The sequence below is a fragment of the Nocardia sp. NPDC004340 genome, assembly GCF_053602575.1.
In genome coordinates, this window is the sequence record NZ_JBSGDW010000010.1 from 18,206 (window position 1) to 45,052 (window position 26,847).

Sequence of the window (26,847 nt, forward strand, 5' to 3'; positions counted from 1 at the left end):
CTCCTAACGGGGGACGGGCTGGGACATTTCGTTGCCGGTGGCCCCCGGCGGTGTGGTGGCCCCGTTGTCGGGCACGTCGGGTCGCGGCGCGTTGGCCGACCCGCGGACCTGCAGGGCCGGATCGCTGGTGACGCAGTAGTTGTAGAGCCGCACCCGGTTGTCGGCCTGGACATTGGTCGGCACCACCGGGATGGTCTGGTAGTCGCAGCTGGGCCGCGGCCACGGATCGACCAGCGTGTTGTACGCGCCGTCGTGCGCGGGCACGCCGAGCGCCTGCGATCCGGCGCGCAGGGCCGGGAACAGCGCGGCGATGGCGGGTGCGCGCAGCTTGGCCGCGCGGGTGACGGCGACGAAGTTGGTCACCAGATTCGTGATGGGGTCCTGGGTTTCGGAGATGAACCCGTTGAGGGTGGCCAGCTGGCCGGGTCCCTGCTGGAGCAGTTTGCGCAATTCCTGGTCGGCGGAGGCGAACTGGTCGAACAGCACGCTGCCCGCCTTGGTCAGGGTGCCCAGGTCGGGCTGCGCGTGCTGGGTGGTTCCGGCGATGACCTCGAGATTCTCGATCAGCTGCCGGGTCTGCGGCAGCAGGTCGGTCAGGCCCGCCATGGCCCGGCTCAGGCCGGAGATCATGTTGCGCAAGCGATCCGGTCCGCCGGCGAGGGCCTTGTCCAGCTCGTCGACGATCACGGTGAGCCGATCCGGGTTCATGCCGCCGACGAGATCGCCGAGATTGCTGAACACCGACTGGATCTGCACCGGCACGCTGGTCCGCGTCCGCTCCACCAGCGACCCGTCGTGCAGGTAGGGCCCGGTGTCGGAGTCGGGCCGGAAGTCCAGATACTGTTCCCCGGCCGCCGAGAGCCGCCCCACCGCCACGGTTCCGCCGAGCGGAATCCGGGCGCTGTCGTCGATCTCGGCGACCGCGGCCACCCCGTCTCCGTCGACGTGCACATCACTGACCTTGCCGACGCGGCTGCCCCGGAACGTGACGTCGTTGCCGGGCAGCAGCCCGCCCGAGGACACGAGTTCCACGGTCACCTTGTAGGTGTGCGGAATCGGGTTGAACCGCAGCACGTAGCCGCCGATATAGCCCGACCCGAGGATCAGCACCACGATCAGCCCGAGATTGGCGATGGCGATCCGGCGCTGGACCACCCATTGCCACAGTGGCGGATTCATCGATCCCCTCCCTGCTCCGGCAGTACCGGCTGGGTCTCGGGCTGGCCCGGCTGCACGCCGGGCGGTCGCGGCGGGCTCGTGAGCCGCCCGAACACCTTCTCCAGCACCTGGGTCAGGCTGCCGATGAACTGCCCGGCGTCACCGAGTTCCGGCCAGCGGCTGCCGTGCGGATCGGTCAGCGCGCCCACGCTCAGGTACGACACCGTCGCCGCCACCGCCAGCGCGGGACCGCGCAGGCTGGCCATCAGCGACGGATAGATGGCGTGCAGCCCGTCCAGCGCCCCGGTCAGCTGATCGCTCTGCGCGAAGCCGGACATCAGGGCCTGAATGCTGTTGAACAGCCCCACGAAATCGCCGCCGGTGGTGGTGGCGAAGTCGCCGAGCGCGTCGGTGGTGGTGGCCACCTTGGACAGCAGGTCCACGATCTGCTGATTGTTCTCCGTCAGCAGCCCGATCAGCGCCGGGAAGGTGTCCGCGGCCGCGCCGAGTTGCTCCTTGCGCCGGGCCAGCTCACCCGAGAGCGAGTTCAACCCGCCGAGAACGGAGTCGATATCGCCGGTGCGGGCGTTGAGCGCGCCGATGGCGGCGGTCATCTCGGTGATCAGATGCGACAGTTCGGGCGCGCGTCCGCCGAACATGGAGTTCATCTCGCCGGTGATCTTGGCGGCCTGATTGATGCCGCCGCCGTTGAGCAGCAGCGAGATCGACATCATGAGCTGCTCCACCGAGGCGCCCGCCGCGGTGTGGTCGGTGCCGATGGTTTCGCCGTCGCGCAGCGGCTCCCCGGCGTCCGCGGCCGACGGCAGCGTCATGGCCACGAACATGTCGCCGAGCGGGGTGGCCTGGCGCAGTTCGACCGTGGTGCCGCGCGGCAGCCGGATGTCCTCGCGGATCAGCATGCGCACATCGGCCAGGAAGTTGGTGGTCTCGATCTTGGTGACCACCCCGATATCGGTGCCGCCGATCTTGACGTGCGCGTGGTCGGGCAGGTTCAGCGCGTCGGCGAAGGACGCGTGCACGGTGTAGCCGGGCGCGCCCAGACCGGGTTTGGGCATGGGGAGGCTGTCCACGGTGACCGCGCACCCGGTGGCGGTGAGCAGCGTGGCGGCGGTCAGGACCCCGCCGAGAGCCGTTGTGCGTAGTGTCATTTCAGATTCGTGATCCCCAGTAGTGCGGCGGTGATGCCGAAGTCGGGTCCGAAGTCGGCCACCTTGCCGGTGCGGCAGCCGTCCAGCCGCATCTGGATGCGCTCGCAGAAGGTGGACAGGATCTCGCCGTCGAGCACCGACTTGTCCAGCAGGCCGTGCAGTCGCAGCGCCTGGTGTTCGGTGCTGGTGGCATTGGCCAGGTTCTGGAACATGAGCGGCCCGACGTCCACGATCTCGGTGAGGCCGCGGGCATTGGCGCGCATCTGATCGGAGATGGCCACGAAGCGGGTCAGCGCCCCGGCCAGCTGATCCTTGTTCTGCCCCACCAGGGTCGCGGTATTGGTGACGAAGTCGTCGAGCTGGCGCAGCACCGCGTCGATGCCGGGGGCCTGCTCGCCCATCAGGTTCACCAGTTCGGTGAGCCGGGCGCTGAAATCGCGGACCGTCTGATCGTTGGCGGCGATCACCTGGGTGATGTCATTGAGTTTGACGATGGTGTTGGAGATCTGGTCCTTGTTGGCGAAGGTCACCTCGAACGCGCCCGACAGCTGGTCCAGGGTCTGGCGCAGCTTGTCGCCATTGCCGTTGAGCAGCGGGAACAGCACCCGGCTGGCCATCGGCCCGGTGGTGTTGTCGCCCTCGAGCGCATCGCCGAGCTGGGAGAAGGTGGCCAGGATCCGATCCAGCTCGACCGGAACGCGGGTGCGTTGCAGCGGAATATAGGCCCCGTCGGCGAGGGTCGGCCCGTCGCCGGTGTAGGCCGGAGCCAACTCCACGTGACGATTCGTGATCAACTGTGGATTCACCAGCGCCGCAATGGCATCCGCGGGAATCTTGACGTCCTTGTCCAGCGACATGGTGACCTGGACGTAACTGCCCTTGGGCGTGACGGTTTCGACGGTCCCGATCGGAACCCCCAGCACCGCCACCTCATTGCCCGCGTACAGGCCCGCGACGCTCTCGAAATCCGCGGTGACCTTCATGCGCGCGCCCAGATACTCCTTGGGCAGCGAGCCGATCGAATCGGGCAGCAGTCCGCACGCCGAGGTGAGCAGCAGCGCGCCGCACACCGCGGCCAGGCGGAATCGTCTGCGTATTTGCATCACTTGCACCCCTGCACGGCCTGCGCGAAGCACAGCCAGTTGTCCGGGAACAGCCACGGCGCGTACACGTTTCCGTACGGCCCGTCGCCGAGCACATTGTTGAACTGCCGCAAGGTCACCGGCATGATCTGGTACAGCCGGGCCAGGTTGTCCTTGTTCTTGTCGAGGCCCTCCGACATGGTGTTCAGGTCGGTGATGAGCGGACCGAGCTGGTTGTTGTTCTCGAGTCCCATCTGCTGCAACAGCTTCGACAGCGCGGCGACATTGTCGAGCAACTGCTTGAGCAGCGCCTGCCGCTTCTGGACCGCGCTGCCGATGGCCTCGCCACGGGTCAGCAGCATGAGCACGCTGTTCTGGTTGTCCGAGGCCAGCTGCGAGACGGTGTCCATACCCTGGAGCAGGGTGTCCACCTCGTCGCGACGGTCATTGATCACCTTGGCGAGCGCACCGACACTGTCCAGGGCCTTGACGGTCAGCTCGGGGGAATTGCCCATCTGCTGGTCCACCAGGTCCAGGGCGTTGCGCAGTTTCTGCGGATCCAGCTTCTCGACGCGGTCGAAAGCGTTCTTGTACTGCGGATCCTGCACGACCTTGCCCAGGTTGTAGGGCACCGAGGTGTGGTCGAGCTTGATCCGGTCGCCGGACAGGGTCCGCCCGCTGCCGGGGGTGAGCTCCACGTGCAGGCGGCCCAGGATGGTGGACATCTTGATGGCGGCGCGGGCATCGTCGCCGAGCTTGATCTCGCGCTGCACCTTCATGTCCACCAGCACCTTGCCGTTGTCCAGCTTCACGGTGCTGACCTGGCCGACCTCGATGCCGGAGACGTCCACCGTCGCCCCCGGACGCAATCCGGCGGCCTGGGCGAATTCGGCGTGAATGGTCCTGTCGCCCACGTGCGCCTGCTCGATCAGGGTGGACCCGGCGAGGAGGGCCACCACGAACCCGGACGCGTACAGACCCAGCCGCAGCGGCCGGTTGGCCAGGAAGCCCGGGTAGCGAAGCCGCCTCATCGGCATACCTCCGAATGTGATTGGCCGCCGATCTGGTTGAACAGGCCCGGCGGCAGCAGCACGCCCCACAGGGAGACGTCGAGGCTGCACAGGTACGCGTTGCCGTAGGCGCCGTAGCTGCTGAACCGCGCGACGCCATTGAGGACGTCGGGCAACTCGACGGCCGCCTTGTCCAGTGACGCGCCATTGAGCAGCAGCAACGCGACACCGGCGGAGGCGTCGGTCTGGGCGCGGGCCGCGCCCGGCTTCACCTGGGCGAGGATGCCCACCAGTGAATCCGTCGCCGTCGCGACGCGTTCCACGGACGATTTCAGCGTGCCGCCCTGCGCGTAGAGCGCGTCGGTGAGCGCTCGCGCTTGGGTGATCAGGGTTTCGAGCTCATTGCTGCGGTGGGCCAGGCCGGACACGACGCTGCTGAGATTGCCGACCACCTGGCCCAGGATCTCGTCGCGCTGCCCGAAGGTCCCGGCCAGCTGCGCGGCCTGCGTCACCAGGGCGCTCAACGAGACGCCGTTTCCTTGCAACGCCTGGATCAGGGTCTCCGACAGCGAGTTCACCTGATCGGGTTGCAGCACGCTGAACAGCGGCTCGAACCCGGACAGCAGGGAGGAGACGTCGAAGGATGGCTCGGTCCGCTCGATCGGGATCTGACCGCCTGCGGGCATTGCCGCGCCCGCGTCCTTCCCGGGCAGCAGCGCGATATAGCGCTGGCCGATCAGGTTCTGGTAGCGCACCAGGGCTTTCGTCGAGGTCGTCGGATGCTGCTTGGCCTCGATGCGGAAGTCCACCCGGGCGCGGTAACCGTCGGTGAAGTCGATCTTGTCGACCCGGCCGACCCGCACGCCCGCCATCCGGATGTCGTCCCCGACCCGCAGGCCCAGGACATCGGAGAACACGGCGGAGTAGGAGTTGGTGGAGCCGGGCACCGTGCGTTGCAGGGTGGACCACATCGTGTAGGTGAGCAGGATCGCGACCGCGGCGAACAGGCCGAAGCCCGCCAAGGCTTTTCCGGACTTCACGACGCGCCTCCCGTCTCGGCCGGCACCAGGGCGCCGCCCGCGAGCAGGGGAGTCAGCAACAGCAGCTGGGCCGCGTCCGGCCGGTGGCCGACGATCGCGGCGACGGCGTCGCTGCCGCGCAAACCGGCGGGCTGAACGGCCTCGAGTGCGGGCTGGGTCGCGCTCGCCGGCGCCGTGAGCCCGGGAATCGCGGGCAGGCCCGGAATCGACGGAAGACCCGGAATGGCAGGCAGACTCGGCAGGCCCGGAATCGCCGGCGTGGTGATCGGTGTCGGCGCGGGCCCGGCGGCATTGAGCCAGGTGGGCAGCTGCTGCTGCGGGAACTGTTGCGCCGGAGCGGTATCCGGCACCGTCGACCCGCCGCAGCGCGGTCCCCCGAGCTCCCCGTAGCGGGGGCAGTCCGCCGCCGTGTACTGCTGGAACGGCGTGAACGTCACGTCCATCCGCCACACCATCTGCTTCTTGGGCCCGAAGGTGAAGACACCCTGCAACCGCTGCAGGGCGGTATTGAGATTGGCGATGGCGAACGGGATGGCCTGCGGGTCCTGGGCGAGGCTGCCGAAGAGCTGGTTCAGGCCCGACACCAGGAACTTGCCGGAATCGGGATTGCGGGCGAAGAGCCCGTTCACCGTGTCCACCGCGCTGCCGCCATTGGTCAGCAGGCTGACCAGCGCCGTCCGCTGCTCGGTGAGGGTGCGCGCGGTGGTCACCGACTTGGCCAGTGTCCCCACCAGATCCGGGGCGGACTCGCTCAACGCGGTCGCCGCCCGGCCCAGATTGCCGAGCAGATCGCCGACGCCCTCGATGCCGCGCACCTCGGTGACCCAGCGGTCGAGCCGCTCCACCGTGGACCCGGGCACCCGCGCCGACGGATCCAGCGCCGCCGCCAGCGTCGACAGCACCCGGCCCAGCTTCTCGGGCTGAATATTGTTCAGCACGGTGCGCAGCACATTGAGGGTGCTCTGCAACTGGACCGTCGCGGTGCTGGTGTCCTCCGGAATGGTGGCGCCCGCGCGCAGCGTGTCCTTGGTGGGCGTGGTGTCGACCAGTTCGACCGCGGTCACCCCGAAGATATTGTTCGGGATCACCCGCGCCGCCACACTCGCCGGAATCGTGTTCGCCACCAACGGCTCGAGCGCGATGGCGGCCTCCTGCCGTTCGCCCTTGGCCACCACGGTCACGTCCTCGACACGGCCGACGATCATGCCGCGGAACTTCACGTCGGCGTGGGCGGGCAGCCCGTCGCCGGTGCTGGTGAGGGCCGCGGTGACCGGCACCTTGTCCTCGAAGCGGCCGTTGTAGCGCAGCGCCAGCAGATACAGCAGCAGCGCCACCGTGGTGAGCAGCGCGAGTCCGGCCAGCGTGAGGTGGCGGGCCGTGGGGCCCCGCCTGCTGGGATCGAGAATCATCGATACACCTATCCCGAGATGCGGAAGCCGGGGTCGATGCCCCAGATCGCAAGGGTCAGAAAGAGATTGACGAAGACCATGACGACGATGACCATCTTGATGGCGCGCCCGGCCGCCACCCCGACGCCCTCGGGCCCGCCGGTGGCGACGAAGCCGTAGTAGCACTGGATGAACGTCGAGATCATCACGAACACCATGACCTTGAGCAGCGACCAGAACACGTCCGGTCCCAGCAGGAACTGGAAGAAGTAGTGGTCGTAGGTGCCGGCGGTGGTGCCGCCCAGGATCAGCACCGACAGCTTGGTCGCCAGGTACGCCACCGCCAGGCCCACGCTGTAGAGCGGGATGATGGTCAGGGTGGAGGCGATCATGCGGGTGCTGATCAGGTACGGAAGCGGGCGGATGGCAATGGATTCCAGCGCGTCGATCTCCTCGGAGATGCGCATGGCGCCCAGTTGCGCGGTGAACCGGCACCCGGCCTGGATCGCGAACGCCAGGGTCGCGATGATCGGGGCCAGCTCGCGGGTGGTCGCGAAACCGGAGATCGCGCCCGTCAGCGGGCTCATGGTGAGCAGGTTCAACGCGGTGAACGACTCCATGCCGACGGTGATGCCGCCGAACCCGCACAACGCCACCACCACGCCGATGGTGCCGCCGCCCACAACCAGGGAGCCGTTGCCCCAGCCGACGTCGGCGGTCAGGCGCAGCACCTCCTGGCGATAGTGCTTGAGCACGAACGGAATCGCGATCAGGGCCTGGAAGAAGGTGATGACCTGATGCCCCAGGCGCTGATTGGCCTGCACCGGCACCGACACCACGTTCGCGGCCAGGCGAACGGGTTTGAGCGCCGGGGGAGTGTAGGGACTGCCCATCTCACACCACCTTCGTCGGCAGCAGCGTGTTGTAGAGCTGGGTGAGCGCGATATTGGTGGCGAACAGCATCAGCGCCGAGCTCACCACCGCCGAGTTCACCGCATTGGCCACCCCGCCCGGGCCGCCGTGCGCGTGCAGGCCGATATCGCAGGCGATCACCGCGGTCAGCAGCCCGAAGATGGCGGCCTTGAGCACCGCGATCACCAGGTCGTTGGCCACCGCGAAGGACGCGAACGAGCCGATGAACGAGCCCGGCGTCCCCGACTGGGCGTAGACGTTGAACATGTAGGCCGTCGCGAAGCCCACGAACACGATGAACCCGCACAGCAGCATGCTCACCAGCACCGCCGCCGCCAGCCGCGGCGCGACCAGCCGCCGCACCGGATCCACGCCCATCACCATCATGGCGTCGATCTCCTCGCGGATCGTGCGTGAGCCCAGGTCGGCGGTGATGGCCGAGCCGACCGCGCCCGCGATCATGAGCGAGGTGACCAGCGGCGCGCCCTGGCGGATGATGCCGAGGCCGGCCACCGCGCCGATGAAGGTGGTCGCGCCGACCTGATTCACCAACGCGCCCACCTGGATCGACACCACCACCGCGATCGGGATGGCCACCAGCACCGTCGGCGCGGCCGAGACGCTCGTCATGAAGGCGCATTGCTTGATGAACTCGCGGTACGGGAACCGCCGCGACAGGATCGACACCACCAGCTGACGCAGCGCGTCGCGGCCCAGATCGACCTGCCGCCCCAGGGTTTCCAGGGACCGCTGCGGATGATCACGCCACAATTGCCGGGCACTGCGGCCCATGCGCTCCAGCTCGGAGGGTTCCGGTGCGCCGGAGGACTTTTCGAGTGTCGTCATCAGGCCATGTCCTCGAGGTAGCGCTGCAACAGCACCAGCAGATAACCGGCCACCGAGAGACCGGCGGCCGCGGTGCACAGCACGGCCACCCACAGGCCCATGCGCAGAACGGGATTCACTTTCATACGCCCACCGAGAATCTTGATCCCGATTACCAGGATGTCGATGAGCCAGACCAGAACCATCATCTACGTCATGCACACATTCGAGAAGGTGAGCACCGGCCAGCACACGATCGACCCGAGGAACGAGACGATCACGTCGAGGCCGTGCAACTGCTTCAGATGTGCGGTGTGGGTGAGCGTCCACACCACTCCCACCAGCCCGTAGGGAATGGCCAGAATGATCAGCGTCCCGAGGAATTCGGACACCTTCATCTCGTAGCTCAGTATGCGATCCAACCGTTTCAGCATCTTGCGAACGTCCTCTCACGTCCCCGACCCGCGCCTCTGTGCACGAGCTGCCGCAGCGACGTATGTTACTCATCATTCTCGCGAATGGAAGAGAATCGGGAGATCTTCTTCGGGGATGAGATTGGGGCGATGCACCATCTCATGCTGGGGTAATGCGGTAACACAGGTGGGCTTAAGTTACTTAAGATTCCCCTCTTGAATCCGCGACCGCGCTGCGGAATCCTCGGTAACATAGCCCGCGCCCGATCGAAGGAGATCCATGACCATCGCGGCACCGCAGCCGGCCGGCGACGCCACCCTCACCCTCGAACAGACCCGCATCCACATCCCCGGCGTGCACCGCGCCGACACCAAACGCCCGCCGAAACTCGAGGACGCGCTGGACTTCTGGCAGTTCTCCGGCGCGGCCGCCAATGTCGCCATGCAGATGGCGCGGCCCGGCGTCGGGCACGGCGTGGCCGACAGCAAGGTGCACTCCGGCGCGCTCATGGTGCACCCGTGGAAACGGTTGCGCACCACCGCGTCCTACCTCGCGGTCGCCATCCTCGGTACACCCGAGGAGAAGGTCGCCTTCCGGGAGGCGGTCAATGTCGCCCACCGCCAGGTGAAGTCCGAACCCGGGGCCGCGGTCCGGTACAACGCCTTCGACCGCGACCTGCAACTGTGGGTCGCGGCCTGCCTCTACATCGGCTTCGAGGACTCGTATCAGCTGCTCAACGGGAAGATGAATCCCGAACAGGCCGAGGCGTTCTACTCCACCTCCGCGCCCCTGGGCACCACCCTCCAGGTCACCGAGGAGATGTGGCCCGGCACCCGCGCCGAATTCGACGAGTACTGGGTGCGGGCGTGCGAGCAGGTGTCGGCCGACGAGAAGATCCGCGCCTTCATCGACGACCTGCTGCACCTGCGCATGATCCACTGGTATCTGCGGGTGATCTTCGGCGGTCTGCTGCGCTTCCTCACCGTCGGCTACCTGCCCCCGTACTTCCGCGAGCAGCTCGGCGTGAGCTGGTCCGACGCCGACCAGCGCCGCTTCGAGCACCTGTTCGTGTTCGTGGGCTTCGTGAACCGCTTCATTCCCCGGTTCATTCGCAACGCGGGCACCCGCAGCATGATGGCCAACGTGCGCCGTCGGCTGCGGGTGCACAAGGCGTTGATCTGATCGTCGGGCTCAGGCCGATCCCTGGACACTGTTCCAGCGGTCGGTCACGCCCCGCATGGTGCGGGCCGAATCGGCCAGCAGGTGAGTGAGATCGGCGAGCTCGGAGCCGATGTCACTCAGCGCCGCGGGACACGTCGCGCGGTCCGGGCGGGCGCGGAGGCGGGTCAGCGCGTGATCCGCGTTTTCCGAGATCCGGTGCAATTCCAGCCAATACGGCGGCAGCGCCACCGGGTGGCGGACCAGGGTGAGGCCCTGCGCCGTCACCCACGCCGCGTCGGCGCCGAGGCGGATCAGGTGCAGCACCTCGTCGGGGAAGACGGTGAGACAGTGGATCTCGATCATCCGCCCCACCGATTCCAGACGATCGACCGCGTAGTCGATCAGGCTGCCGACCCGATAGAGCTCGGTGCGGTCGGGCACCGCGAACTGCCCGGCCACGAGCAGGCGCACCAACTGCTCGGTGAGCTGACGGCTGACCCGCTCGAACGCCGAGAGCCGGACCCGCAGCGCGTGCGGGTCGGCCGCGTCGAGAAGGATCTCCTCCAGGGTGCGGGCCGCGGCGGCGAGATTGTTCGCGGCCGAGGCGAAGTAGAGCTCGACCGCGGGACCCGGCCGCAGCCCGCGCGTCCGATCGGCCCTCACGCGGTGACCGGCCGGGACAGGTCGTACACGGTGCTTGCGCCGACGGTGATCGCGGTGAAGTGGGACTTCACCCAGGCGGCGATCTGCGAGCCGCTCGAATCGGCGTTGCCGCCCATGGCCATTCCACCCTCGACGAAGTAGCGGACCTGACCCTCGGAGACATAGGTCTGGAACCGCGCCAGGGTGGGGGAGTCGTCGCCACCGGTGAAACCACCGATCGCCATGACCGACTTGCCGGAGTTCAGGGCAAGGCCCGCGGCCGAACCCGACCCGACCGTCGCGGCCGCCCAGCGAGCGTCGCTCTGCTCGAGCAAGGTCACCAGCTCGGTATCGGTCGAGGACGAGAAGCTCGGGCCGTTCCCGCCGTCCTGCGAGCCGCTTCCGCCTTGCTGTCCCGGGGTCTCGCCCCCTTGCTGGGTGCGGCTCCCATCATTCTGAGCGGTCGGAATCCCTTCGGGGGCGGAGCCACTCGTACCGCCCGGTGGCGTGGGTCGCTCGCCGTCGCCGCGTCCGCCGCCGGGCATACCGCCCGGGCCGAAACTCTGACTGGTCGATCCGGACAGCGGATTGCCGCCACTGTGCGGATGGGCAGCGGTCGAGATCGCCCAGGCGCTCGCGCCGCCGAGGCCGAACAGCACGCCCGCCAGGGCCAGGACGGCGGCGTACCGGCGGGATTCCCGGGTGCCGGCGATCACGGTCAGCGCCACCAGGATCGAACCGGCCAGCACCGTCCAGCGCAGCCACGGCATCCAGTCCGGGGTGCGGTTCAGCAGGACGAAGGACCACGCCCCGGTGCCTGCCGCCATCACCGCCAGGGTCGATCGGGCGGCGGGATGGGCTCTGCGCGAACACAATTCACGCACCGACAGCGCGACCAGCGCACCGATCGCGGGAGCCAGCGCCACGGTGTAATACGGGTGCACCGTGCCGCCCATGTAGGAGAAGGTCAGGCCGGTGACCAGCAGCCAGCCACCCCACAGGACGAAGGCCGCCCGGGTCGGGTCGGTGCGCGGTGCACGGCGGGTGAGCCAGAGTCCGGCGGCCAGCCCGAGCAGGGCGGCCGGGAGCAGCCAGGAGATCTCGCCGCCCATGGCGCTGTTGAAAAGCCGGGTGAGGCCGGGCGATCCACTGAACCCGGCGAATCCGCCCATGCCCTCGGGTACGTCGCCCCCGCCGGGGCCGCCGGAGCCCATATTGCCGCTGCCGCCGAAGATCCGGCCCAGACCGTTGTAGCCGACCGCCAGCTGCCACAGGCTGTTGTCGGTGGAGCCGCCGATGAACGGCCGCGACTCCGCGGGCCACAGATCCACGAGGGCGATGTACCACCCCGCCGATGCCACGACCGCTACGCAGGCCAGGACCAGCGCCCGGATCCGCTGCCGCAGTGGGCTGTTCGCGGCGATGAGGAAGGCCAGACCCAGCCCGGGCAGGATCAGGAACGCCTGCATCATCTTGGTGAGGAAGCCGAATCCCACCGCGACACCCGCGAGCATCAGCCAGCCGGTCGGCGCGGACCACACCCGGTCGCCCGTGGCCTGCATGGCGCGCACCGTGCAGTACGCGGCCGCGACGAGCAACAGCACCAACAAGGCATCCGGATTGTTGAACCGGAAGATCAAGACGGCCACGGGCGTCAGCGCGGCAATGGCCCCGGCAAGCAACCCCGCACCCGGCCCGCTCAGCCGCCGCACGGTCGCCGCCAGCAGCCCAACCGACGCGACACCCATGAGCGCCTGCGGCAGCAGCACCGACAACTGGCTGAATCCGAGCAGCTTCCCGGACAATCCCATCACCCACAGCGCCGCGGGCGGCTTGTCCACTGTGATGGCGTTCCCGGCGTCGAACGACCCGAACAACAACGCCTTCCAACTCTGCGACCCCGCTTGGGCGGCCGCCGAGTAGTACTCGTTTGCCCAGCCCGAGTTCGTCAGATCCCTCAGGTAGAGCACCGCGGTCACCACGAGCAGTCCGAGCAACCCCGGTCGCGCCCAGCGGGGTTGGCCGGTCGGCCCGAAAACCACCCGGGCAAGCCGTGTTTCACCCCGCCCGGCGTCGCCCCCGGCCGGTCGGTCCGCCGCGGCCACCTCCGGCCGCCACGCTGTCGATGTCATATCCCGTCCCTTCGCTCACCGCGACACCGTGATCGCGGCGCGGTCGTCGCAACCGATCCTGTTCGCCGCGGCTCGGGGCGAATGGCGTCCGAATCTGGGAGTCCGCTGGGAGCGCGGTGTGGACCACGACCGAGTGCCCGGCAGGCCGGGGCGACCCGGACTCTCGAGTTCGCCTGAGGTTCGGCGTCTAGCGTCGGGGCGGTTCGCGCGGCGGCGCGGCGGAAGGGAGATCGGCGTGGGCCGTCGACGGGCTGTGTTTAGGTGGGGTCGTGCGTGATCGAGCGGTCGCCTCACCGTCCGCCGGAGCCGACCCGGGACGTCGTTTTCCCCGGCTGCGGCGGTGGACGCTGCGGACCCGGTTGCTGGTGTCGGTGCTGGTGATCGCCACGGCGGGGCTGGCGGCGTTCGGGGTGCTCACCCTGGCGATGCTCGGCCGCTCCGAATTGGCGCGTATCGATGGGCAGTTGAACGGGGTCGCGGGGGATCTGGCCACCGAGAGCCGTCCGCCCCCGCCGCCGCGGCCCGACGAACCGGTGAAGGGACTGCCTTCGACCTTCCAGATCCTGTTCTTCGACAGCACCGGCGCGCCGTCGGGGCAGATCGGTGTCGGCGGTGTCGAGTTGTCGCTGCCCGCGATGGACAAGGCGGCGGTCGCCGCGCGCGGTGACCGGGTCTTCGAGGTGAACGACTCACACGGGTCGCCCTGGCGGGTGCGGACGGTGGTGCAGCCGCCGAGCCGGATGCAGCCGCAGGGCGCGACGGCGGCCGTGGTGATGCCGCTGGACGGCTACTACGCGACCGCCCGGGAATTGCGGACCATCGAATTGTTCTCCGGTGTGGTGCTGGTGCTGGTGATGGCCGCCGTGGCGACCTGGGTGGTCCGGGTCGGGCTGCGGCCGCTCTCACGGATCGAGCACACCGCCGAGGCCATCGCGGCCGGGGATCTGGATCGGCGGGTCGAGCACACCGACGATCACACCGAGGTCGGGCGGCTGGGCGCCGCGTTCAATGTGATGCTCGAACGGTTGTCGACCAGCATGCGCCGGCTCGGGGAATCCGAGGCGCGGATGCGGCTGTTCGTGGCCGACGCCTCGCACGAACTGCGTACCCCGCTCACCTCGATCCGCGGGTACGCCGAGCTGTACCGGATGGGCGGGGCGGCCAATCCCGGCCAGGTCGCGACCATGATGCGGCGCATCGAGAACGAGGCCGCGCGCATGGGACTGCTGGTCGAGGACCTGCTGCTGCTCGCGCGACTGGATGAGCAACGCCCGCTGGACCTGACCGACGTGAACCTGTCGGCCATGGCCGGGGACATCGTGCGCGACGCGCTGGCCCGGCAGCCGGAACGCGTTGTGCGGCTGCGGCTTCCCGACGGCGCCGTGCACGTGGCCGGGGACGAGCATCGGCTGCGGCAGGTGCTGACCAACCTGGTCGGCAACGGGCTCGTGCACACGCCCGCAACGGCCGAGATCGACGTCCGGATCGCCACGGGCACCGTTCCGGACGCGGCCGGAGTGGTCGCCGCGGCCGGGGCCGACCTGCGGGCGGGCGGTCCGGCGGTGATCGCGGAGGTGTCCGACACCGGCCCCGGCATCCCGCTCGAACAGGCCGGACACGTCTTCGACCGCTTCTATCGTGTCGACGAATCCCGTTCGCGCGCAGGTGGTTCCGGGCTGGGCCTGGCCATCGTGGCCGCCGTGCTGACCGCGCACGGCGCGCGGATCGAACTGCTCACCCGGCCCGGGGCGGGCACACTCTTCCGCATCGTGTTCCCGCTCTCGGACCGGTGCGGAACCGCGTCCGCCGGTTCACAGGAAACGCCCAGCTGACGCCGAGCTTGCCCGGTGGGCCCGGCCCCGAGGATGGCCGGTATGACACAGAGCGGCGCGAGTGCGCGCACGAATTCGGTGCGGGAGCGCCTAAGGTGACCATCGTGAGCGATCGTGCCGCGACGCCGGCGGCGACCGTGCTGGTCGTCGACGACGAGCCGTACATTCTCGACCTGCTCTGTTCCGCGCTGCGGCTGAGCGGGTTCGACGTCAGCTCCGCCGACAGTGGCCGGGGCGCGCTGGAGGCCGCGACCCGGCGGCCGCCCGACGTCATGATCCTCGACGTCATGCTGCCCGACCTCGACGGTTTCACCGTCGCCCGCAGGCTGCGCGCCGCGGGCAGCGAGGTGCCAGTGCTGTTCCTCACCGCCCGCGACGCTGTCGAGGACCGCATCGCCGGACTCAGCGCCGGCGGCGACGACTACGTGAGCAAACCGTTCAGCCTCGAGGAAGTCGTGCTGCGGCTGCACGCCATCCTGCGCCGCACGAAACCGGCCGACGACGAGGGGCCCGACCGGCTGCGCTTCGCCGATCTGGAACTCGACGCCGACACCCACCGGGTGTTCCGGGGCGGCGAACTGATCTGGCTGTCCGCCACCGAATTCAAGCTGCTGCAGTACCTGATGCTCAACGCGGGCAAGGTGGTGAGCAAGCGGCAGATCCTCGACCGCGTATGGCAGGCCGAGGAAGGGCGAGCCGACCGGGTGGTCGAAACGTTCGTCAGTCAGCTGCGGCGCAAGATCGATACCGACCATCCGCCACTGATTCACACGGTGCGCGGAGTCGGATACACGCTGCGCGACTCGCCCTACGCCGCGTCGCCGGGCGTACCGTGAAGGTTCCTGTCTCGACCGCCCGGAGAATCGGGATTCGGCGCGAACCCCCTTGTGGCACTACAAAGATCGCGGATCGCCGCTCCGGATCGAGCGCCCCGGCACAGTGACCGCACTGCTCCTGAGTGGTTCTCCCATGCCGTGAGATATCCCGGGAAAAGGGGTACTGCCGAGCGAATCCCGGTGAGAGGATTGCCTCTGTGGACCATGCCGTTTCCGGCGCCGTCGAGGTCTCGTCCTCCTCGACTCTGTCGCCACGTCAGGCATTCGAACAGTGGGAAGCCCTGATGTCGGACGCTGTCGCGCCGACCGCCATCGAGCCATTGCGCACCGGACACTGGCACGGCCGCGTGGTATCGGCCCAATACGACGGATTCTCGGTGTCGCGCATGCAGGCCAGTGCGCAACGCGCTCTGCGGACACCGAAGCTGGTGGCGCGGACCACCGGTGACTTCCTGCTCGTGAATATCGTTCTGAAAGGGACGAATTGGACCGAGCAGGGTGGCCGCACCGCCGAATCGAAGCCCGGCACCATCGCCTTCTTCGACAGCGGCCTGCCGCTCGAGAGCCGCACCACCGACAATTGCCTGTCCACCCTGATCCGGGCCCCGATGCGCCTGGTCCTCGAACACTCCGGCCTCACCCGCGAACAGCTGCCCACCGCCACCGCCGTCCCCGCCACCGGAGCCCTCGGCGTGGTCACCGGCTTCTTCCGCAATCTGGCCGAACTCCCCGCCGACGATATCGCCCGCGCGGTCACCGTATTCGGCGGTGACGCCGCCGGGATGATGGCCTCGGCCCTGCTGCTGTCCACCGGCACCGGCACACCCGCCCCGTCGGATTCGCTCTACACCCGCCAGCAGGTTCTCGCCTACATCCGCAAGAACTTCACCAATCCGGACCTGACGGTTGACGAGATCGCCCACGCCTGCCTGCTCTCCCGCCGCACCCTCTACCGGGTGTGCGAGGGTTTCGGCGAGCCGGGCGCCCTGATCCGCCGGACCCGAATCGCGCACGCCCGCCGCCTGATTCGCGCCGATCGCGCCCGCTCGCTGGCCGCGGTCGCCGCCGCCTGCGGTTTCTCCACCGACCGCCACTTCTACCGCGCCTTCCGCGAGGAGACCGGTCTGACCCCCGGCCAGTTCCGCGACCAGCTGGGCCCGGCGCGCTAGCCGCGGTCGGACCTACGCCGCGGCCGCGGTTCAGAGCTGAACCCCGGGAGGACGACAACCTCCGGACCATGCTGTCCGCGAACGATTTCGACCCCGTGACCGAGCCGTTGACACCTGTTCTGGTCTGAGTGCTGGGGCGACGGCGGACACGCCAGGGGAATGGCCGTCGTCACACTGTCGGCTCGGATGTGGGCATTCGCTCACCGCGAAGTCGGCGAGCGACCGGGTGATCGACTGGCGGTCCGACCGCAATCGACGATAGCGTGTGGCTATTAACGGGTCTCGTGTCGGGGTCGGCGTTCGGCCGGGACGTCGTGAACAGCGATACGCTGGAATTTCGAGCGGAGGGAGTGTGAGCGTGAACGAGAATCCCGGCACCGCCCTGCCTTCCGGCACCGACACGGAACCGGCCGCGCGGGGTGACGCGGTGGCACGGCTGATGGGCGAGTTCGGACCGTCGGCGGACCGCGCCACGGTCGAGCGCATCCTCGACGGTTCGCTGGACCATCTCACGGCCATCGGACTACCGACGGACCGGCTGCCGGCGTTGGCCGAGCGGTTCGCCCGCGAGCGGCTCACCGCCCTGGCCCGTACGCGGGGGCACGGCGCTCCGACCGGGCCCACGGTCCTGTTCGTCTGCACCCAGAACGCCGGGCGCTCGCAGATGGCGCTCGGATTCTTCACCAGCATGGCCGGGCAGCAGGCCGCCGCGTGGTCGTGCGGTTCGGCCCCGAGCGCGGCGATCCATCCGCTGGTGATCGCGGCCATGGCCGAACGCGGCGTGGACATCGCCGACGAATTCCCGAAGCCGTGGTCCGACGAGCTGATGCGGGCCGCCGATGTGGTGATCGACATGGGTTGCGGTGACGACAACCCGATCATCGGCGGGCATCGGTTCGAGCAGTGGCCGCTGCCCGACCCCGCCGGGGGCGGGATCGAGGAGATCCGCGCCATCCGCGACGACATCGAGCAGCGTGTGCGCCGACTCGTCGCCAACCTCGGGCTGGCGGCCTGAGTTCGCTCCGCCGGGTGTCGCGCGGGTTCTAGGACAGTTCCAGCGTCGCGGCCGTGAAGCGCCACAGGCGTTCCGCGGCCAGGTCGACCGCAGGCCGGGGGTGGGTGCGGAGCTGCTGCCCGATGCCGTGGCGTAGGCCGCCGATCACGTACGCGCCCGCGCTGTCGGGGTCGATATCGGCGGGGATCTCGCCGGTGGCCTGCCCGCGCCGGATATTGGCGGCCGCGGCGTCACCGAGATTGCGGATGTAGACGGCCTCGATCTCGGTGAGGCCCGGATCGGGGGCGGCGCGATTGAGCAGCAGCGCCGCGAGCGGGTGGTCGAAGTGATAGGCCACGAAACAGTGCGTGCGGGCACGCTCGCGGGTGGCCCAGTCGCCGTCGGGAAGCTGATCGTCGGCGATGGCCCGGCTCAGTCCTTCGTAGAAGTCGTCCCAGATCGCCGCCAGCAGACCGACTTTCGAGCCGAAGTGGTGATAGAGCGCGCCGGTGCTCAGGCCGGTGCGGCGGGTCAGCGCGCTCAGCTCCAGCAGTCCGTTGGCGTGGACCAGTTCGTCGCGCGCGGCGTCGAGAAGTTGTTGACGTCCGATCGGTGCTCGTGCCACAGTCGGAGGATAACAGAACTCAGTTATGTAAAGGATGGCCCGATGAGCACGAAGGTGACCTCGCTACGGGATCTCGACGGTGATCTGGCCGGAACCTATCGGCGCACCGGCAGCAGCGGCGCGACCGTGGACCCGGCGGTGGTCGACGCGGATCTGGCCGCGCTCGAGCGCGACGGCTACGTCATCCTGCCCGACCTGCTGACGGCGGCCGAACTGGACGAGATCCGGGAAAGCGTTGCGCCACTGCTGGATCGGAGCGGACGCAACAACTTCGAGGGGCATTCCACCCAGCGCGTCTACAGCGTGCTGAACAAGACCCGATCCTGCGATCGCATCGCCGACCACCCGCGCGTGCTGGCGCTGCTGGACCGGCTGTTCATGCCCAACTATCTGCTGTCCATGCTGCAGGTGATCAATATCCAGCCCGGCGAGGCCGCGCAGATGCTGCACACCGACGACGGCTTCTACCCGCTGCCGCGGCCGCGAAAGGCGTTGGGAGCGGCGACCATCTGGGCCATCGACGACTTCACCGCCGACAATGGCGCCACCGATGTGGTGCCGGGCAGCCAATTGTGGGGCGACGAGCTCCCGGATGAATCGACGCCGCGGGAACCGGTCGTGATGCGGGCCGGTAGCTGCGTATTCTTCGGCGGCACCCTGTGGCACGGCGGCGGCGCGAATCGGTCCGCGAATCCGCGGCTCGCGCTCACCGCGCAGTATTGCGAGCCGTGGCTGCGCCCGCAGGAGGCGTTCACCCTGTCGATGACCCGCGATACCGTGCGCGCGGTCTCGGAGGACATTCGCCGGATGCTCGGCTACAGCATTCACCCGCCCTTCATCGGGCAGGTCGACGGCATGCACCCCAAGCGGCTGCTGGAACCCGGCGCGCCGGCGCTGTAGCGGCTATTTCGCGAGCTCGCGGGCCAGCTGCACGGCGGCTTTCATATCCGGCGCGTACCCCACCCGCCATTGCAGGCGGTCGATCGGCGTCACCGACACCTTGTAGCGGTGATCGTCCACCCGCTCGAATTTGACCGTGACCGATTCGCTCAGTGGGGCCTGCGTAACCATTGCTTCTCTCCTCACCCTGAGTGGACGTCGGGGGCGGTGGAAACATATTCACGGCGTGGGAGCGGGCTGCTGCTTGCTCTCAATTAACTGTAAGAAATTCCACGCCGTGTGGATACGGACAAAGGTTACATTCTCGGCGCGACCGGAGAACGGTCGCGCCGAGAACCACGAGTAGTGCCGAGTGCGTCAGCCGTTGCGGCGACGACGCGGCGCGCCGCCCGTGCGCGGCGATCCGGACCGGCCGCCCGCAGTGTCGGAAGCGCCCTGGCCGTGGTCGCGCTGACGGGCCGGAGCCGCGGCACGACGATCCGACCGGGTGCGCGACGCGGGCTTGCCGCCCGTCTCGCCGCCACGGGAGCCGTGACCCGACGCCGCGGGAGCGCCCGAGGCCGTGCGCGGCTTGCCGGCGGCCCGCCCGCCGGTGCGTCCGCCGGGACGGCCGTCCTTGACGGTCTCGTGCTTGCGGTCGGCCGGACGGTCGCTGCGCACCTCGTCGCCGCGGCCGCTCGACTTGCGCCGGCGCGGCGCGGCGGGCTTGTCGCCCACCGGGCGGTTGCGCTGGCGGGGCTGACGCGAGCCGCGTGCGGGAGCTGCCGCCTCGCCCCGGGCCGGGGCGGTGTCGCCGCCGGCGACGGGAACCAGTGCGGCGACCTCGCCGACCAGCTGGCTCACCTGCGGGGAGTCGGGCGTCACCGACTGCGGGGAGACGGTGATCTTGGCCTTGCGCATGAGCGCGGCGAGATCGCCCCGCTGATCGGGCAGTACCAGGGTGACGACGTCGCCGTCATTGCCCGCGCGCGCGGTACGGCCGGACCGGTGCAGGTAGGCCTTGTGCTCGGCGGGCGGATCGACGTGCACGACCAGTTCCACGCCGTCCACGTGCACGCCGCGCGCGGCGACGTCGGTGGCGACCAGGACCTTGGCCGCGCCGGAGGCGAAGGCCGCCAGGTTGCGGTCGCGGGCGGGCTGGGTCAGGTTGCCGTGCAGGTCCACGGCCGGGATGCCGGCGGTGGTGAGCTGGCGGGCCAGCTTGCGGGCCTGATGCTTGGTGCGGGTGAACAGGATTCGCCGCTCGGTGCCGGACGCGAGGCGGTGCACGACCGCGCGCTTGGCGTCGTTGGTGGGCACCTCGAACACATGGTGGGTCATGGCAGCCACCGGCGAATTCGCTTCGTCGACTTCGTGTTTCACCGCGTTGGGCAGGAAGCGCTGCACCAGCTTGTTGACGCCGTTGTCCAGGGTGGCCGAGAACAGCAGGCGCTGGCCATCGCTCGGGGTGGCGGCCAGGATGCGGGTGACGCCGGGCAGGAAGCCCAGGTCGGCCATGTGGTCGGCCTCGTCGATGATGGTGATCTCGACGTCGTCGAGGCTGATCAGGCCCTGCCGCATGAGGTCCTCGAGGCGGCCGGGGCAGGCGATGACGATGTCGACGCCCTTCTTCAGCGCCTGCACCTGCCGGTGCTGGGACACGCCACCGAAGATCGTGGTCACCGACATGCGGTAGGCGGCGGCCAGCGGCTCGAGGGTGGCCGCGATCTGGGTCGCCAGCTCGCGGGTCGGCGCGAGAACCAGCCCGGCGGGGTGATTCGGCGCACACGGCTGCGGGTCCCGGCCCAGCATGTCGATCATCGGGATGGAGAACGCCAGGGTCTTTCCACTGCCGGTCTTTCCGCGTCCGAGCACGTCGCGCCCGGCCAGCGAATCGGGCAGGGTACCGGCCTGGATCGGGAACGGCTCGGTGATCCCGGCGGCGGTGAGCGCGCGGATCAGGGGCTCGTGGACGCCGAGGGCGGCGAAGGAGGTCGGGGCAGAAGTCATCAGTGCTGCAGTGCCTTTCGGGCATCGGGTGCGTGCCCGAGCCGTGCGGCGGACTTCGGGTCCGCGCCGGGGGCACAAGGTGGCGAGATTGCCAGTGGGCAAAATCGATCGCCGTAAGGAAAGCTAAGCCGCGCAGTGGGGGCTGCTTGGAAGTTGTAGCGATCTACGACGCTGGTGTGACGGTTCGCACCGGCACATCAATGATCAACAACGTGTTCGCTGGAAGTCTACCCGGCCTCGAAATCGGTCCGGTACGCGGGGAGTGCGGGCAGCGGCGGCAGCGGTCGGGCGTGCAGCCAGGCGTCCCAGAACGGCCGCAGCGACTGGTTGCTGTAATGCCCGGCCAGGTCGGTGAATTCGTCGGTGCTCACCGAGGCGTGCCGGTACCGCGCGGTCCAGGCGCGCAGCAGGTCGAAGAAGGCGGCGTCGCCCAGCTGCAGGCGCAGGGCGTGCAGGGTGAGCGCGCCGCGCTTGTAGACCCGGTCGTCGAACATGAACTCCGGGGTCGGGTCGGCGAGCAGGATGTCCTGCGGCAGCCGCGCCAGGTTGCGGTGCGCGGTGCGGGCCAGCTGATCGGCCGACGGCCCGCCCGCGGCCGCGGACCAGATCCATTCCGCGTAACAGGCGAAGCCCTCGTGCAGCCAGATGTCGCGCCACCGCCGGATGGTGAGGCTGTTGCCGAACCACTGGTGCGCCAGCTCGTGCGCGACCAGTCGCTCCGAACCGCGTTGCCCGTCACAGTGATTCGCGCCGAACACCGAAATGCCCTGGGCCTCGATGGGAATCTCGAGGTCGTCGTCGGTGACCACCACCGTGTAGGCCTCGAACGGGTAGGGCCCGAACAGTTCGGAGAAGACCTCCATCATGTGCGGCTGGCGCGCGAAGTCGTGCTCGAAGGGCAGGCGCAGCCGCGGCGGCAGCACCGCCTGCATCGGGACCGATCCGCGCGGCGCGTCGATCCGCTGTTTGCGGTAGTGGCCGATCTGGATGGTCGCCAGGTAGGTCGCCATGGGTTCGGGCTGCTCGTACACCCAGGTGGTCTGGCTGGCCTTGGTCTGTTTGCGCACCAGGGTGCCGTTGGCCTGCGCGTAGTAGGGGGAGTCGGTGGTGATCGAGATCCGGTAGCTGGCCTTGGAACTGGGGTGGTCGTCGCAGGGGAACCAGGAGGCCGCGCCATTGGGCTGGCTGGCGACCAGCGCGCCCTCGGTGAGCTCTTCCCAGCCGACTTCGCCCCACGGGCCGCGCACCGGCGTGGGCGGGCCCGCGTACTGCACGGTCAGCACCAACGCGCCGCCCGCGGGAACGCGCTGGCGCGGGGTGATCACCAATTTGCCGCGCTGGTGGGCGTATTTGGCGGGCTTGGCGCCGTTCACCAGCACCTTGGACACCGACAGCGCCTGGGACAGGTCCAGCGCGAAGCGATCTCGCGCGCCGGTGGTCACCGCGGTGATGTCGGCGCGCCCGGCCAGGCGGTTGCTGGCGACCTTGTAGACCAGCTCGAGGTCGTAGCGCGAGACCCGGTAGCCGCGATTCCCGTTCTGCGGCAGGTAATCGTCGATGGGTTCGTCGATCGGATTCACCATCAGCGGCTCCCGTCCGGCCAGGGTGCGATGGGGTTGCCCCACCAGCGGGTGGACGGCGGGACGCTGTCGCCGCGCATGACCAGCGAGGCGGGTCCGATGGTGGCGCCCGCGCCGATCACGCTGGCGGGCAGGGCGACACAGTGCGGGCCGAGGGTGGCGCCGGGTCCGAGGGTGACGGTGTCCATGGCCATGATGCGGTCGTGGAACAGATGGGTCTGCACCACGCAGCCGCGTTCCACGGTCGCGCCGTCACCGAGTGTCACCAGGTCAGCCTCCGGAAGCCAATAGGATTCGCACCATACCCCGCGGCCTATTTTCGCGCCGAGTCCACGCAACCAGACATTCAGGACAGGTGTTCCGGTGGCGGCCCGCGCGAACCACGGTGCGGCGACATGCTCGACGAAGGTGTCGGCCACCTCGTTGCGCCACACGAACGAACTCCACAGCGGATGCTCCTCGGTGCCGATCCGGCCCACCAGCAGCCATTTCGCGATGACCGAGGACGTGCCCGCGACCGCGCCCGCGGTCAGCAGCACCAGGCCGCTGAGCAGGGCGGTGGGCAGATGGCCGAGGGTCTGGGCCAGCCAGGCCAGGGCGAACAGCACGCCGAGTCCGATGGCGAAGGTCACCAGCACCGGGATCAACCGGCAGGTCTCGACCACCGCGCGGGCGATCCGCAGTCGCGCGGGCGGGTCGAAGGTGCGTGCGGTGTCGGCGGTTTCGGCGGCGCGGCGCAATCGGATGGGCGGGCTGCCCAGCCACGACGAGCCTGCCTTCGCCTTCGACGGCGCCGCCGACAGCACGGCGACCAGGCCGTTCTTGGGGACCCGGCGGCCCGGCGCGGTCATGCCGGAGTTGCCGAGGAAAGCGCGCTTGCCGACCTTGGCCTCACCGATCCGCAGCCAGCCGCCGCCCAATTCGTAACTGGCGACCATGGTGTCGTCGGCCAGGAACGCGCCGTCGGCGACCACGGTGAACTTCGGCAGCAGCAGCACGGTCGACACCTCCACGCGCTTGCCGACCTTCGCGCCCAGCAGGCGCAGCCACACCGGGGTCAGCAGGCTGGCGTAGAGCGGGAACAGGAAGGTGCGCGCCGAATCCAGCAGGCGTTCGGTGGCCCACGCCTGCCAGCCCTGGCGGCTGCGCACGGGATGGTGGCCCTCGGTGAGCCCGATGGCCAGCAGCCGCACCGACACGATGGTGACCGCCGCGTACACGCCCAGCACCAGCAGCATGGCGACCGGCAGCATGGCGAACGCGCGCCCGAAACCCGCTGTCAGCGTCTGGGTGTCGCGAATCCACCAGGCGATCAGCAGACCGCCGCTGCCCAGGGCCAGGATCGGCACCGAGGCCAGCAGCATGGAGGTGACGCCAAAGATGGCGACCCAGTGCGAGGCGCGCGCGGGGGTGGCGTCGGGCCAGCGGTGCTGGGCCCGGCCGACTTTCACCGCGGGCGAGCCCGCCCACTCCTGTTCGGCCTTGACCTTGCCCGACACCGACGAGCCGGGCGCGATCTCGGCATTGCGGCCGATCCTGGTGCCGGGCAGCAGCATCGAACGCGCCCCGACCACCGCGCCGGGACCGATCTCGATCGGGCCGATGTGCACCACGTCGCCGTCGATCCAATACCCGGCCAGGTCGACCTCGGGTTCGATGCTGCAGCCGTCGCCGAGCCGCAGCATGCCGGTGACCGGCGGCAGGGTGTGCAGGTCGACGCCCTTGCCGACGGTCGCGCCGAGCGCGCGGGCGAACGGCACCATCCACGGTGCGCCGGACAGGTTCTCCGCGCCGCTGGCCTCCGACAGCCGCACGGCCGTCCACAGCCGCAGGTGCACGAGTCCGCCGCGCGGGTAGGTGCCGGCCGCGACGCCGCGCAGCAGCAGCCGGGACCCGGCGACGCACAGCGCCATCCGGCCGGGCGGGGAGATGAACAGCACGAACGCCGCCAGGGTCCACCACCACGACAGGTGCGGCAGCCACGGCAGCGAGCCCGACCAGGCGGCGATATTGCCTACGGTGGCCAGCCAGGTCAGCCATTGCAGACCGGTGAGGGTGGTGAGCGGGATGGTGGCGAGCACCTGGAACAGCTGCGCGGACAGCGGTACGGGCTGGACCACGCGCTCCTCGACGGTCTCGGTCGGGGCGAAGCCGTCCAGGAAGGCGGCCAGCGCGCCCAGGCGCGGATGGTCGTAGAGGTCGGCCACCGCGATGCGCGGATGCCGTTCGCGCAGCGCCGCCACCAGCTGGGCCGCGGCGAGGGAGCCGCCGCCCAGGTCGAAGAAGTCGGCGTCGGGATCGGTGACCTCGGCGCCCAGGATCGAATCCCACAGACCGGCGACCCACCGCTGGGTCTCGGTGAGCCCGGCCTCGGGGGTGGCGGCGACCGCCTTGGGCAGCGGCCAGGGCAGGGCGTCACGGTCGACCTTGCCCGAGGTGCGGGTGGGCAGTTCGCCGACCACGGCCAGGCGCGGCACCAGGGGAGCCGGAAGCTGTTCGGCCAGTTTGGTTCTGGCGGCGGTCAGGTCGTAGTCGGCGTCGGGGCCGGTGAGGTAGCCGACCAGGATCTTGTTGCCCGCCTTGGTGGTCCGGATGGCGGCGGCCGCACCGGTCACTCCCGGCAGATGCTGCAGCGCGTTGTCGATCTCACCCAGTTCGATGCGGCGGCCGCCGAGCTTGATCTGGTCGTCGGCGCGGCCCAGGAACACCAGGCCCTCGCGGTCGTTGCGGACCAGATCGCCGCTGCGGTAGGCGCGTTCCCAGCCCACCGATTCCAGCGGGGCGTACTTCTCGGCGTCCTTGGCCGGGTCGAGGTAGCGGGCCAGGCCGACGCCGCCGATCACCAGCTCACCGGATTCGCCCTCGCCCACCGGGTTTCCGGCGGCGTCGACGACGGTCAGGTCCCAGCCGTCCAGGGGCAGGCCGATGCGGATCGGGAAGCCGCCGTCCAGCAGCGCCGCGCACGCCACCACGGTGGCCTCGGTGGGGCCGTAGGTGTTCCACACCTCACGCTCGGAATCCTGGTTGCCCGCCAGGCGTTCGGCCAGCTCGGGCGGGACCGCCTCGCCGCCGAAGATGAGCAGCCGCACCGGTTCCAGCGCCTCCGCGGGCCAGGTGGCGGCCAGCGTCGGGACGGTCGAGACGATGCTGATCTCACGGCGTACCAGCCACGGACCCAGGTCCGCGCCGGTGCGCACCAGCGCGCGCGGGGCCGGGACCAGGCAGGCGCCGTGCCGCCAGGCAAGCCACATCTCCTCACAGGAGGCGTCGAAGGCGACCGACAGTCCGGCCAGTACCCGGTCGCCGGGGCCGATCGGTTCGTGCTGGAGGAACAGGTTCGCTTCGGCGTCGACGAAGGCGGCGGCATTGCGATGGGTCACCGCAACGCCTTTGGGGGTGCCGGTGGATCCGGAGGTGAAGATGATCCAGGCGTCGTCGGCGGGGGCGGGGGCGGCCGGTCGCGTCCTCGTGTCGCCGGATTCGCGTGGGACGCTTGTGGTCTCGATGCCGGCGGCGGTCACGATGGCCGATACGCGGGCCTCGCCGAACACCAGCCGGGCGCGCTCGTCGGGATCGTCGGCGTCGACCGGGACATAGGCCGCGCCCGCGTGCAGGACGGCCAGGATGGTGATGTACAGCCCGCGCGTGCCCGACGGCATCCGGACGCCGACCCGGTCCCCGGCGCGCACGCCCGCGGCGGCCAGCCGGTCCACCTCGACGGCGATCTCCGCGAGCAGTTCCGCGTACCCGAGTTCCACCTCGCCGTCGTCGATGGCGGGTGCGTCGGGGTGCGCCGCGGCGGTCGCGGCGAGAATGTCGACCAGGGTGCGGGCTCGCGGCGCGAGGGCGGCCCGCAACATCGGGTTCGCGTCTGTCTCGATATCGGCCTGCGGTCGCGGCATTACGTGCTGCCCACCTCTCATGGAACCATCCGTCGCTCAGGCGTTGGTTGTTTCATACGAGAGTTACCGACAGGCAAACTGTAGGGC

The 26,847-nt window shown here is 69.4% G+C and carries 23 protein-coding genes; 6 read left to right on the forward strand and 17 right to left on the reverse strand.

Annotated elements, in window-relative coordinates; all coding sequences use genetic code 11:
• Positions 1 to 3: 3 nt before the first annotated feature.
• Genes ACWEOI_RS29745 through ACWEOI_RS29790 form a run of 10 tightly spaced genes read right to left on the reverse strand, consistent with a single transcriptional unit; the run spans position 4 to position 9,018 of the window.
• On the reverse strand, positions 4 to 1,179 hold the full coding sequence (locus tag ACWEOI_RS29745) for an MCE family protein (RefSeq protein ID WP_452361721.1): 1,176 nt from the start codon (positions 1,177 to 1,179) through the stop codon (positions 4 to 6).
• Complete coding sequence (locus tag ACWEOI_RS29750) at positions 1,176 to 2,327, reverse strand: MCE family protein (protein WP_452361722.1); 1,152 nt, start codon at positions 2,325 to 2,327, stop codon at positions 1,176 to 1,178. Before ACWEOI_RS29750 ends, ACWEOI_RS29745 begins: the two co-directional genes overlap by 4 nt.
• Positions 2,324 to 3,430, reverse strand: coding sequence for an MCE family protein (locus ACWEOI_RS29755; RefSeq protein ID WP_452361723.1), 1,107 nt, complete (start codon positions 3,428 to 3,430; stop codon positions 2,324 to 2,326). The genes ACWEOI_RS29750 and ACWEOI_RS29755 overlap by 4 nt, the downstream gene beginning before the upstream one ends.
• Positions 3,430 to 4,440, reverse strand: coding sequence for an MlaD family protein (locus ACWEOI_RS29760; protein ID WP_452361724.1), 1,011 nt, complete (start codon positions 4,438 to 4,440; stop codon positions 3,430 to 3,432). Before ACWEOI_RS29760 ends, ACWEOI_RS29755 begins: the two co-directional genes overlap by 1 nt.
• The gene (locus ACWEOI_RS29765) at positions 4,437 to 5,459 is read right to left on the reverse strand and encodes an MlaD family protein (protein WP_452361725.1); all 1,023 of its coding nucleotides are present in this window, start codon (positions 5,457 to 5,459) and stop codon (positions 4,437 to 4,439) included. Before ACWEOI_RS29765 ends, ACWEOI_RS29760 begins: the two co-directional genes overlap by 4 nt.
• On the reverse strand, positions 5,456 to 6,868 hold the full coding sequence (locus ACWEOI_RS29770; RefSeq protein ID WP_452361726.1) for an MCE family protein: 1,413 nt from the start codon (positions 6,866 to 6,868) through the stop codon (positions 5,456 to 5,458). Before ACWEOI_RS29770 ends, ACWEOI_RS29765 begins: the two co-directional genes overlap by 4 nt.
• Before the next feature lie 8 nt (positions 6,869 to 6,876).
• A complete protein-coding gene (locus ACWEOI_RS29775; protein WP_433672981.1) occupies positions 6,877 to 7,740 on the reverse strand; it encodes an ABC transporter permease in 864 nt (287 codons plus the stop codon).
• Position 7,741: 1 nt separating this feature from the next.
• A complete protein-coding gene (locus tag ACWEOI_RS29780; RefSeq protein WP_433672982.1) occupies positions 7,742 to 8,605 on the reverse strand; it encodes an ABC transporter permease in 864 nt (287 codons plus the stop codon).
• Positions 8,605 to 8,793 carry a hypothetical protein gene (locus tag ACWEOI_RS29785; protein WP_433672983.1) on the reverse strand — a complete coding sequence of 63 codons (189 nt, stop codon included), beginning with the start codon at positions 8,791 to 8,793 and terminating at the stop codon, positions 8,605 to 8,607. Before ACWEOI_RS29785 ends, ACWEOI_RS29780 begins: the two co-directional genes overlap by 1 nt.
• Positions 8,794 to 9,018, reverse strand: coding sequence for a hypothetical protein (locus ACWEOI_RS29790; protein ID WP_452361727.1), 225 nt, complete (start codon positions 9,016 to 9,018; stop codon positions 8,794 to 8,796). It abuts the gene before it with no gap.
• A 259-nt stretch (positions 9,019 to 9,277) separates the two neighbouring features.
• On the opposite strand from ACWEOI_RS29790, the gene ACWEOI_RS29795 reads away from it, so the two are divergent.
• Positions 9,278 to 10,180 carry an oxygenase MpaB family protein gene (locus ACWEOI_RS29795; protein ID WP_433672984.1) on the forward strand — a complete coding sequence of 301 codons (903 nt, stop codon included), beginning with the start codon at positions 9,278 to 9,280 and terminating at the stop codon, positions 10,178 to 10,180.
• A 9-nt stretch (positions 10,181 to 10,189) separates the two neighbouring features.
• On the opposite strand, the gene ACWEOI_RS29800 is transcribed toward ACWEOI_RS29795, so the two are convergent.
• Both ACWEOI_RS29800 and ACWEOI_RS29805 read right to left on the reverse strand, forming a co-directional pair.
• Positions 10,190 to 10,822, reverse strand: coding sequence for a hypothetical protein (locus tag ACWEOI_RS29800; protein ID WP_452361728.1), 633 nt, complete (start codon positions 10,820 to 10,822; stop codon positions 10,190 to 10,192).
• A complete protein-coding gene (locus ACWEOI_RS29805) occupies positions 10,819 to 12,933 on the reverse strand; it encodes an ArnT family glycosyltransferase (RefSeq protein ID WP_452361729.1) in 2,115 nt (704 codons plus the stop codon). The genes ACWEOI_RS29800 and ACWEOI_RS29805 overlap by 4 nt, the downstream gene beginning before the upstream one ends.
• Positions 12,934 to 13,202: 269 nt before the next feature.
• Here ACWEOI_RS29805 and ACWEOI_RS29810 point away from each other — a divergent pair, with 269 nt between their 5' ends.
• The 4 genes from ACWEOI_RS29810 (at position 13,203) to ACWEOI_RS29825 (ending at position 17,785) form a co-directional block, all read left to right on the forward strand.
• Positions 13,203 to 14,765, forward strand: a complete 1,563-nt coding sequence (locus ACWEOI_RS29810; RefSeq protein ID WP_452361730.1) for a sensor histidine kinase — start codon at positions 13,203 to 13,205, stop codon at positions 14,763 to 14,765.
• Between the two features lie 104 nt (positions 14,766 to 14,869).
• Complete coding sequence (locus tag ACWEOI_RS29815; protein ID WP_452361731.1) at positions 14,870 to 15,601, forward strand: response regulator transcription factor; 732 nt, start codon at positions 14,870 to 14,872, stop codon at positions 15,599 to 15,601.
• 197 nt (positions 15,602 to 15,798) lie between these two features.
• On the forward strand, positions 15,799 to 16,770 hold the full coding sequence (locus tag ACWEOI_RS29820; protein ID WP_433672989.1) for an AraC-like ligand-binding domain-containing protein: 972 nt from the start codon (positions 15,799 to 15,801) through the stop codon (positions 16,768 to 16,770).
• A gap of 358 nt (positions 16,771 to 17,128) precedes the next feature.
• Complete coding sequence (locus tag ACWEOI_RS29825; protein WP_433672991.1) at positions 17,129 to 17,785, forward strand: arsenate reductase/protein-tyrosine-phosphatase family protein; 657 nt, start codon at positions 17,129 to 17,131, stop codon at positions 17,783 to 17,785.
• 28 nt (positions 17,786 to 17,813) lie between these two features.
• Here the strand turns inward: ACWEOI_RS29825 and ACWEOI_RS29830 are convergent, their stop codons facing one another.
• Positions 17,814 to 18,389, reverse strand: a complete 576-nt coding sequence (locus tag ACWEOI_RS29830) for a TetR/AcrR family transcriptional regulator (protein ID WP_452361732.1) — start codon at positions 18,387 to 18,389, stop codon at positions 17,814 to 17,816.
• 42 nt (positions 18,390 to 18,431) lie between these two features.
• On the opposite strand from ACWEOI_RS29830, the gene ACWEOI_RS29835 reads away from it, so the two are divergent.
• On the forward strand, positions 18,432 to 19,289 hold the full coding sequence (locus ACWEOI_RS29835; protein WP_433672992.1) for a phytanoyl-CoA dioxygenase family protein: 858 nt from the start codon (positions 18,432 to 18,434) through the stop codon (positions 19,287 to 19,289).
• Positions 19,290 to 19,292: 3 nt separating this feature from the next.
• Here ACWEOI_RS29835 and ACWEOI_RS29840 read toward each other — a convergent pair whose 3' ends face one another.
• The 4 genes from ACWEOI_RS29840 to ACWEOI_RS29855 all read right to left on the reverse strand — a co-directional run bounded on the left by ACWEOI_RS29840 (position 19,293) and on the right by ACWEOI_RS29855 (position 26,760).
• Complete coding sequence (locus ACWEOI_RS29840; RefSeq protein ID WP_433672993.1) at positions 19,293 to 19,460, reverse strand: hypothetical protein; 168 nt, start codon at positions 19,458 to 19,460, stop codon at positions 19,293 to 19,295.
• 186 nt (positions 19,461 to 19,646) lie between these two features.
• Positions 19,647 to 21,278: a DEAD/DEAH box helicase gene (locus tag ACWEOI_RS29845; protein WP_452361733.1), complete on the reverse strand. Its 1,632-nt coding sequence runs from the start codon at positions 21,276 to 21,278 to the stop codon at positions 19,647 to 19,649.
• A gap of 227 nt (positions 21,279 to 21,505) precedes the next feature.
• Positions 21,506 to 22,861, reverse strand: a complete 1,356-nt coding sequence (locus ACWEOI_RS29850) for a M1 family aminopeptidase (protein WP_433672995.1) — start codon at positions 22,859 to 22,861, stop codon at positions 21,506 to 21,508.
• On the reverse strand, positions 22,861 to 26,760 hold the full coding sequence (locus ACWEOI_RS29855; protein WP_452361734.1) for a Pls/PosA family non-ribosomal peptide synthetase: 3,900 nt from the start codon (positions 26,758 to 26,760) through the stop codon (positions 22,861 to 22,863). Before ACWEOI_RS29855 ends, ACWEOI_RS29850 begins: the two co-directional genes overlap by 1 nt.
• Positions 26,761 to 26,847 lie beyond the last annotated feature (87 nt).

Excerpts from the sequence above, each read along its gene's own strand:
- ACWEOI_RS29770 (WP_452361726.1), bottom strand. The coding sequence starts at position 6,868 with ATGATTCTCGATCCCAGCAGGCGGGGCCCCACGGCCCGCCACCTCACG.
- ACWEOI_RS29745 (WP_452361721.1), bottom strand. The coding sequence starts at position 1,179 with ATGAATCCGCCACTGTGGCAATGGGTGGTCCAGCGCCGGATCGCCATC.
- ACWEOI_RS29780 (WP_433672982.1), bottom strand. The coding sequence starts at position 8,605 with ATGACGACACTCGAAAAGTCCTCCGGCGCACCGGAACCCTCCGAGCTG.
- ACWEOI_RS29835 (WP_433672992.1), top strand. The coding sequence starts at position 18,432 with ATGAGCACGAAGGTGACCTCGCTACGGGATCTCGACGGTGATCTGGCC.
- ACWEOI_RS29795 (WP_433672984.1), top strand. The coding sequence starts at position 9,278 with ATGACCATCGCGGCACCGCAGCCGGCCGGCGACGCCACCCTCACCCTC.
- ACWEOI_RS29855 (WP_452361734.1), bottom strand. The coding sequence starts at position 26,760 with ATGCCGCGACCGCAGGCCGATATCGAGACAGACGCGAACCCGATGTTG.
- ACWEOI_RS29785 (WP_433672983.1), bottom strand. The coding sequence starts at position 8,793 with ATGATGGTTCTGGTCTGGCTCATCGACATCCTGGTAATCGGGATCAAG.
- ACWEOI_RS29805 (WP_452361729.1), bottom strand. The coding sequence starts at position 12,933 with ATGACATCGACAGCGTGGCGGCCGGAGGTGGCCGCGGCGGACCGACCG.
- ACWEOI_RS29750 (WP_452361722.1), bottom strand. The coding sequence starts at position 2,327 with ATGACACTACGCACAACGGCTCTCGGCGGGGTCCTGACCGCCGCCACG.
- ACWEOI_RS29840 (WP_433672993.1), bottom strand. The coding sequence starts at position 19,460 with ATGGTTACGCAGGCCCCACTGAGCGAATCGGTCACGGTCAAATTCGAG.
- ACWEOI_RS29775 (WP_433672981.1), bottom strand. The coding sequence starts at position 7,740 with ATGGGCAGTCCCTACACTCCCCCGGCGCTCAAACCCGTTCGCCTGGCC.
- ACWEOI_RS29790 (WP_452361727.1), bottom strand. The coding sequence starts at position 9,018 with ATGCTGAAACGGTTGGATCGCATACTGAGCTACGAGATGAAGGTGTCC.
- ACWEOI_RS29845 (WP_452361733.1), bottom strand. The coding sequence starts at position 21,278 with ATGACTTCTGCCCCGACCTCCTTCGCCGCCCTCGGCGTCCACGAGCCC.
- ACWEOI_RS29850 (WP_433672995.1), bottom strand. The coding sequence starts at position 22,861 with ATGGTGAATCCGATCGACGAACCCATCGACGATTACCTGCCGCAGAAC.
- ACWEOI_RS29760 (WP_452361724.1), bottom strand. The coding sequence starts at position 4,440 with ATGAGGCGGCTTCGCTACCCGGGCTTCCTGGCCAACCGGCCGCTGCGG.
- ACWEOI_RS29755 (WP_452361723.1), bottom strand. The coding sequence starts at position 3,430 with ATGCAAATACGCAGACGATTCCGCCTGGCCGCGGTGTGCGGCGCGCTG.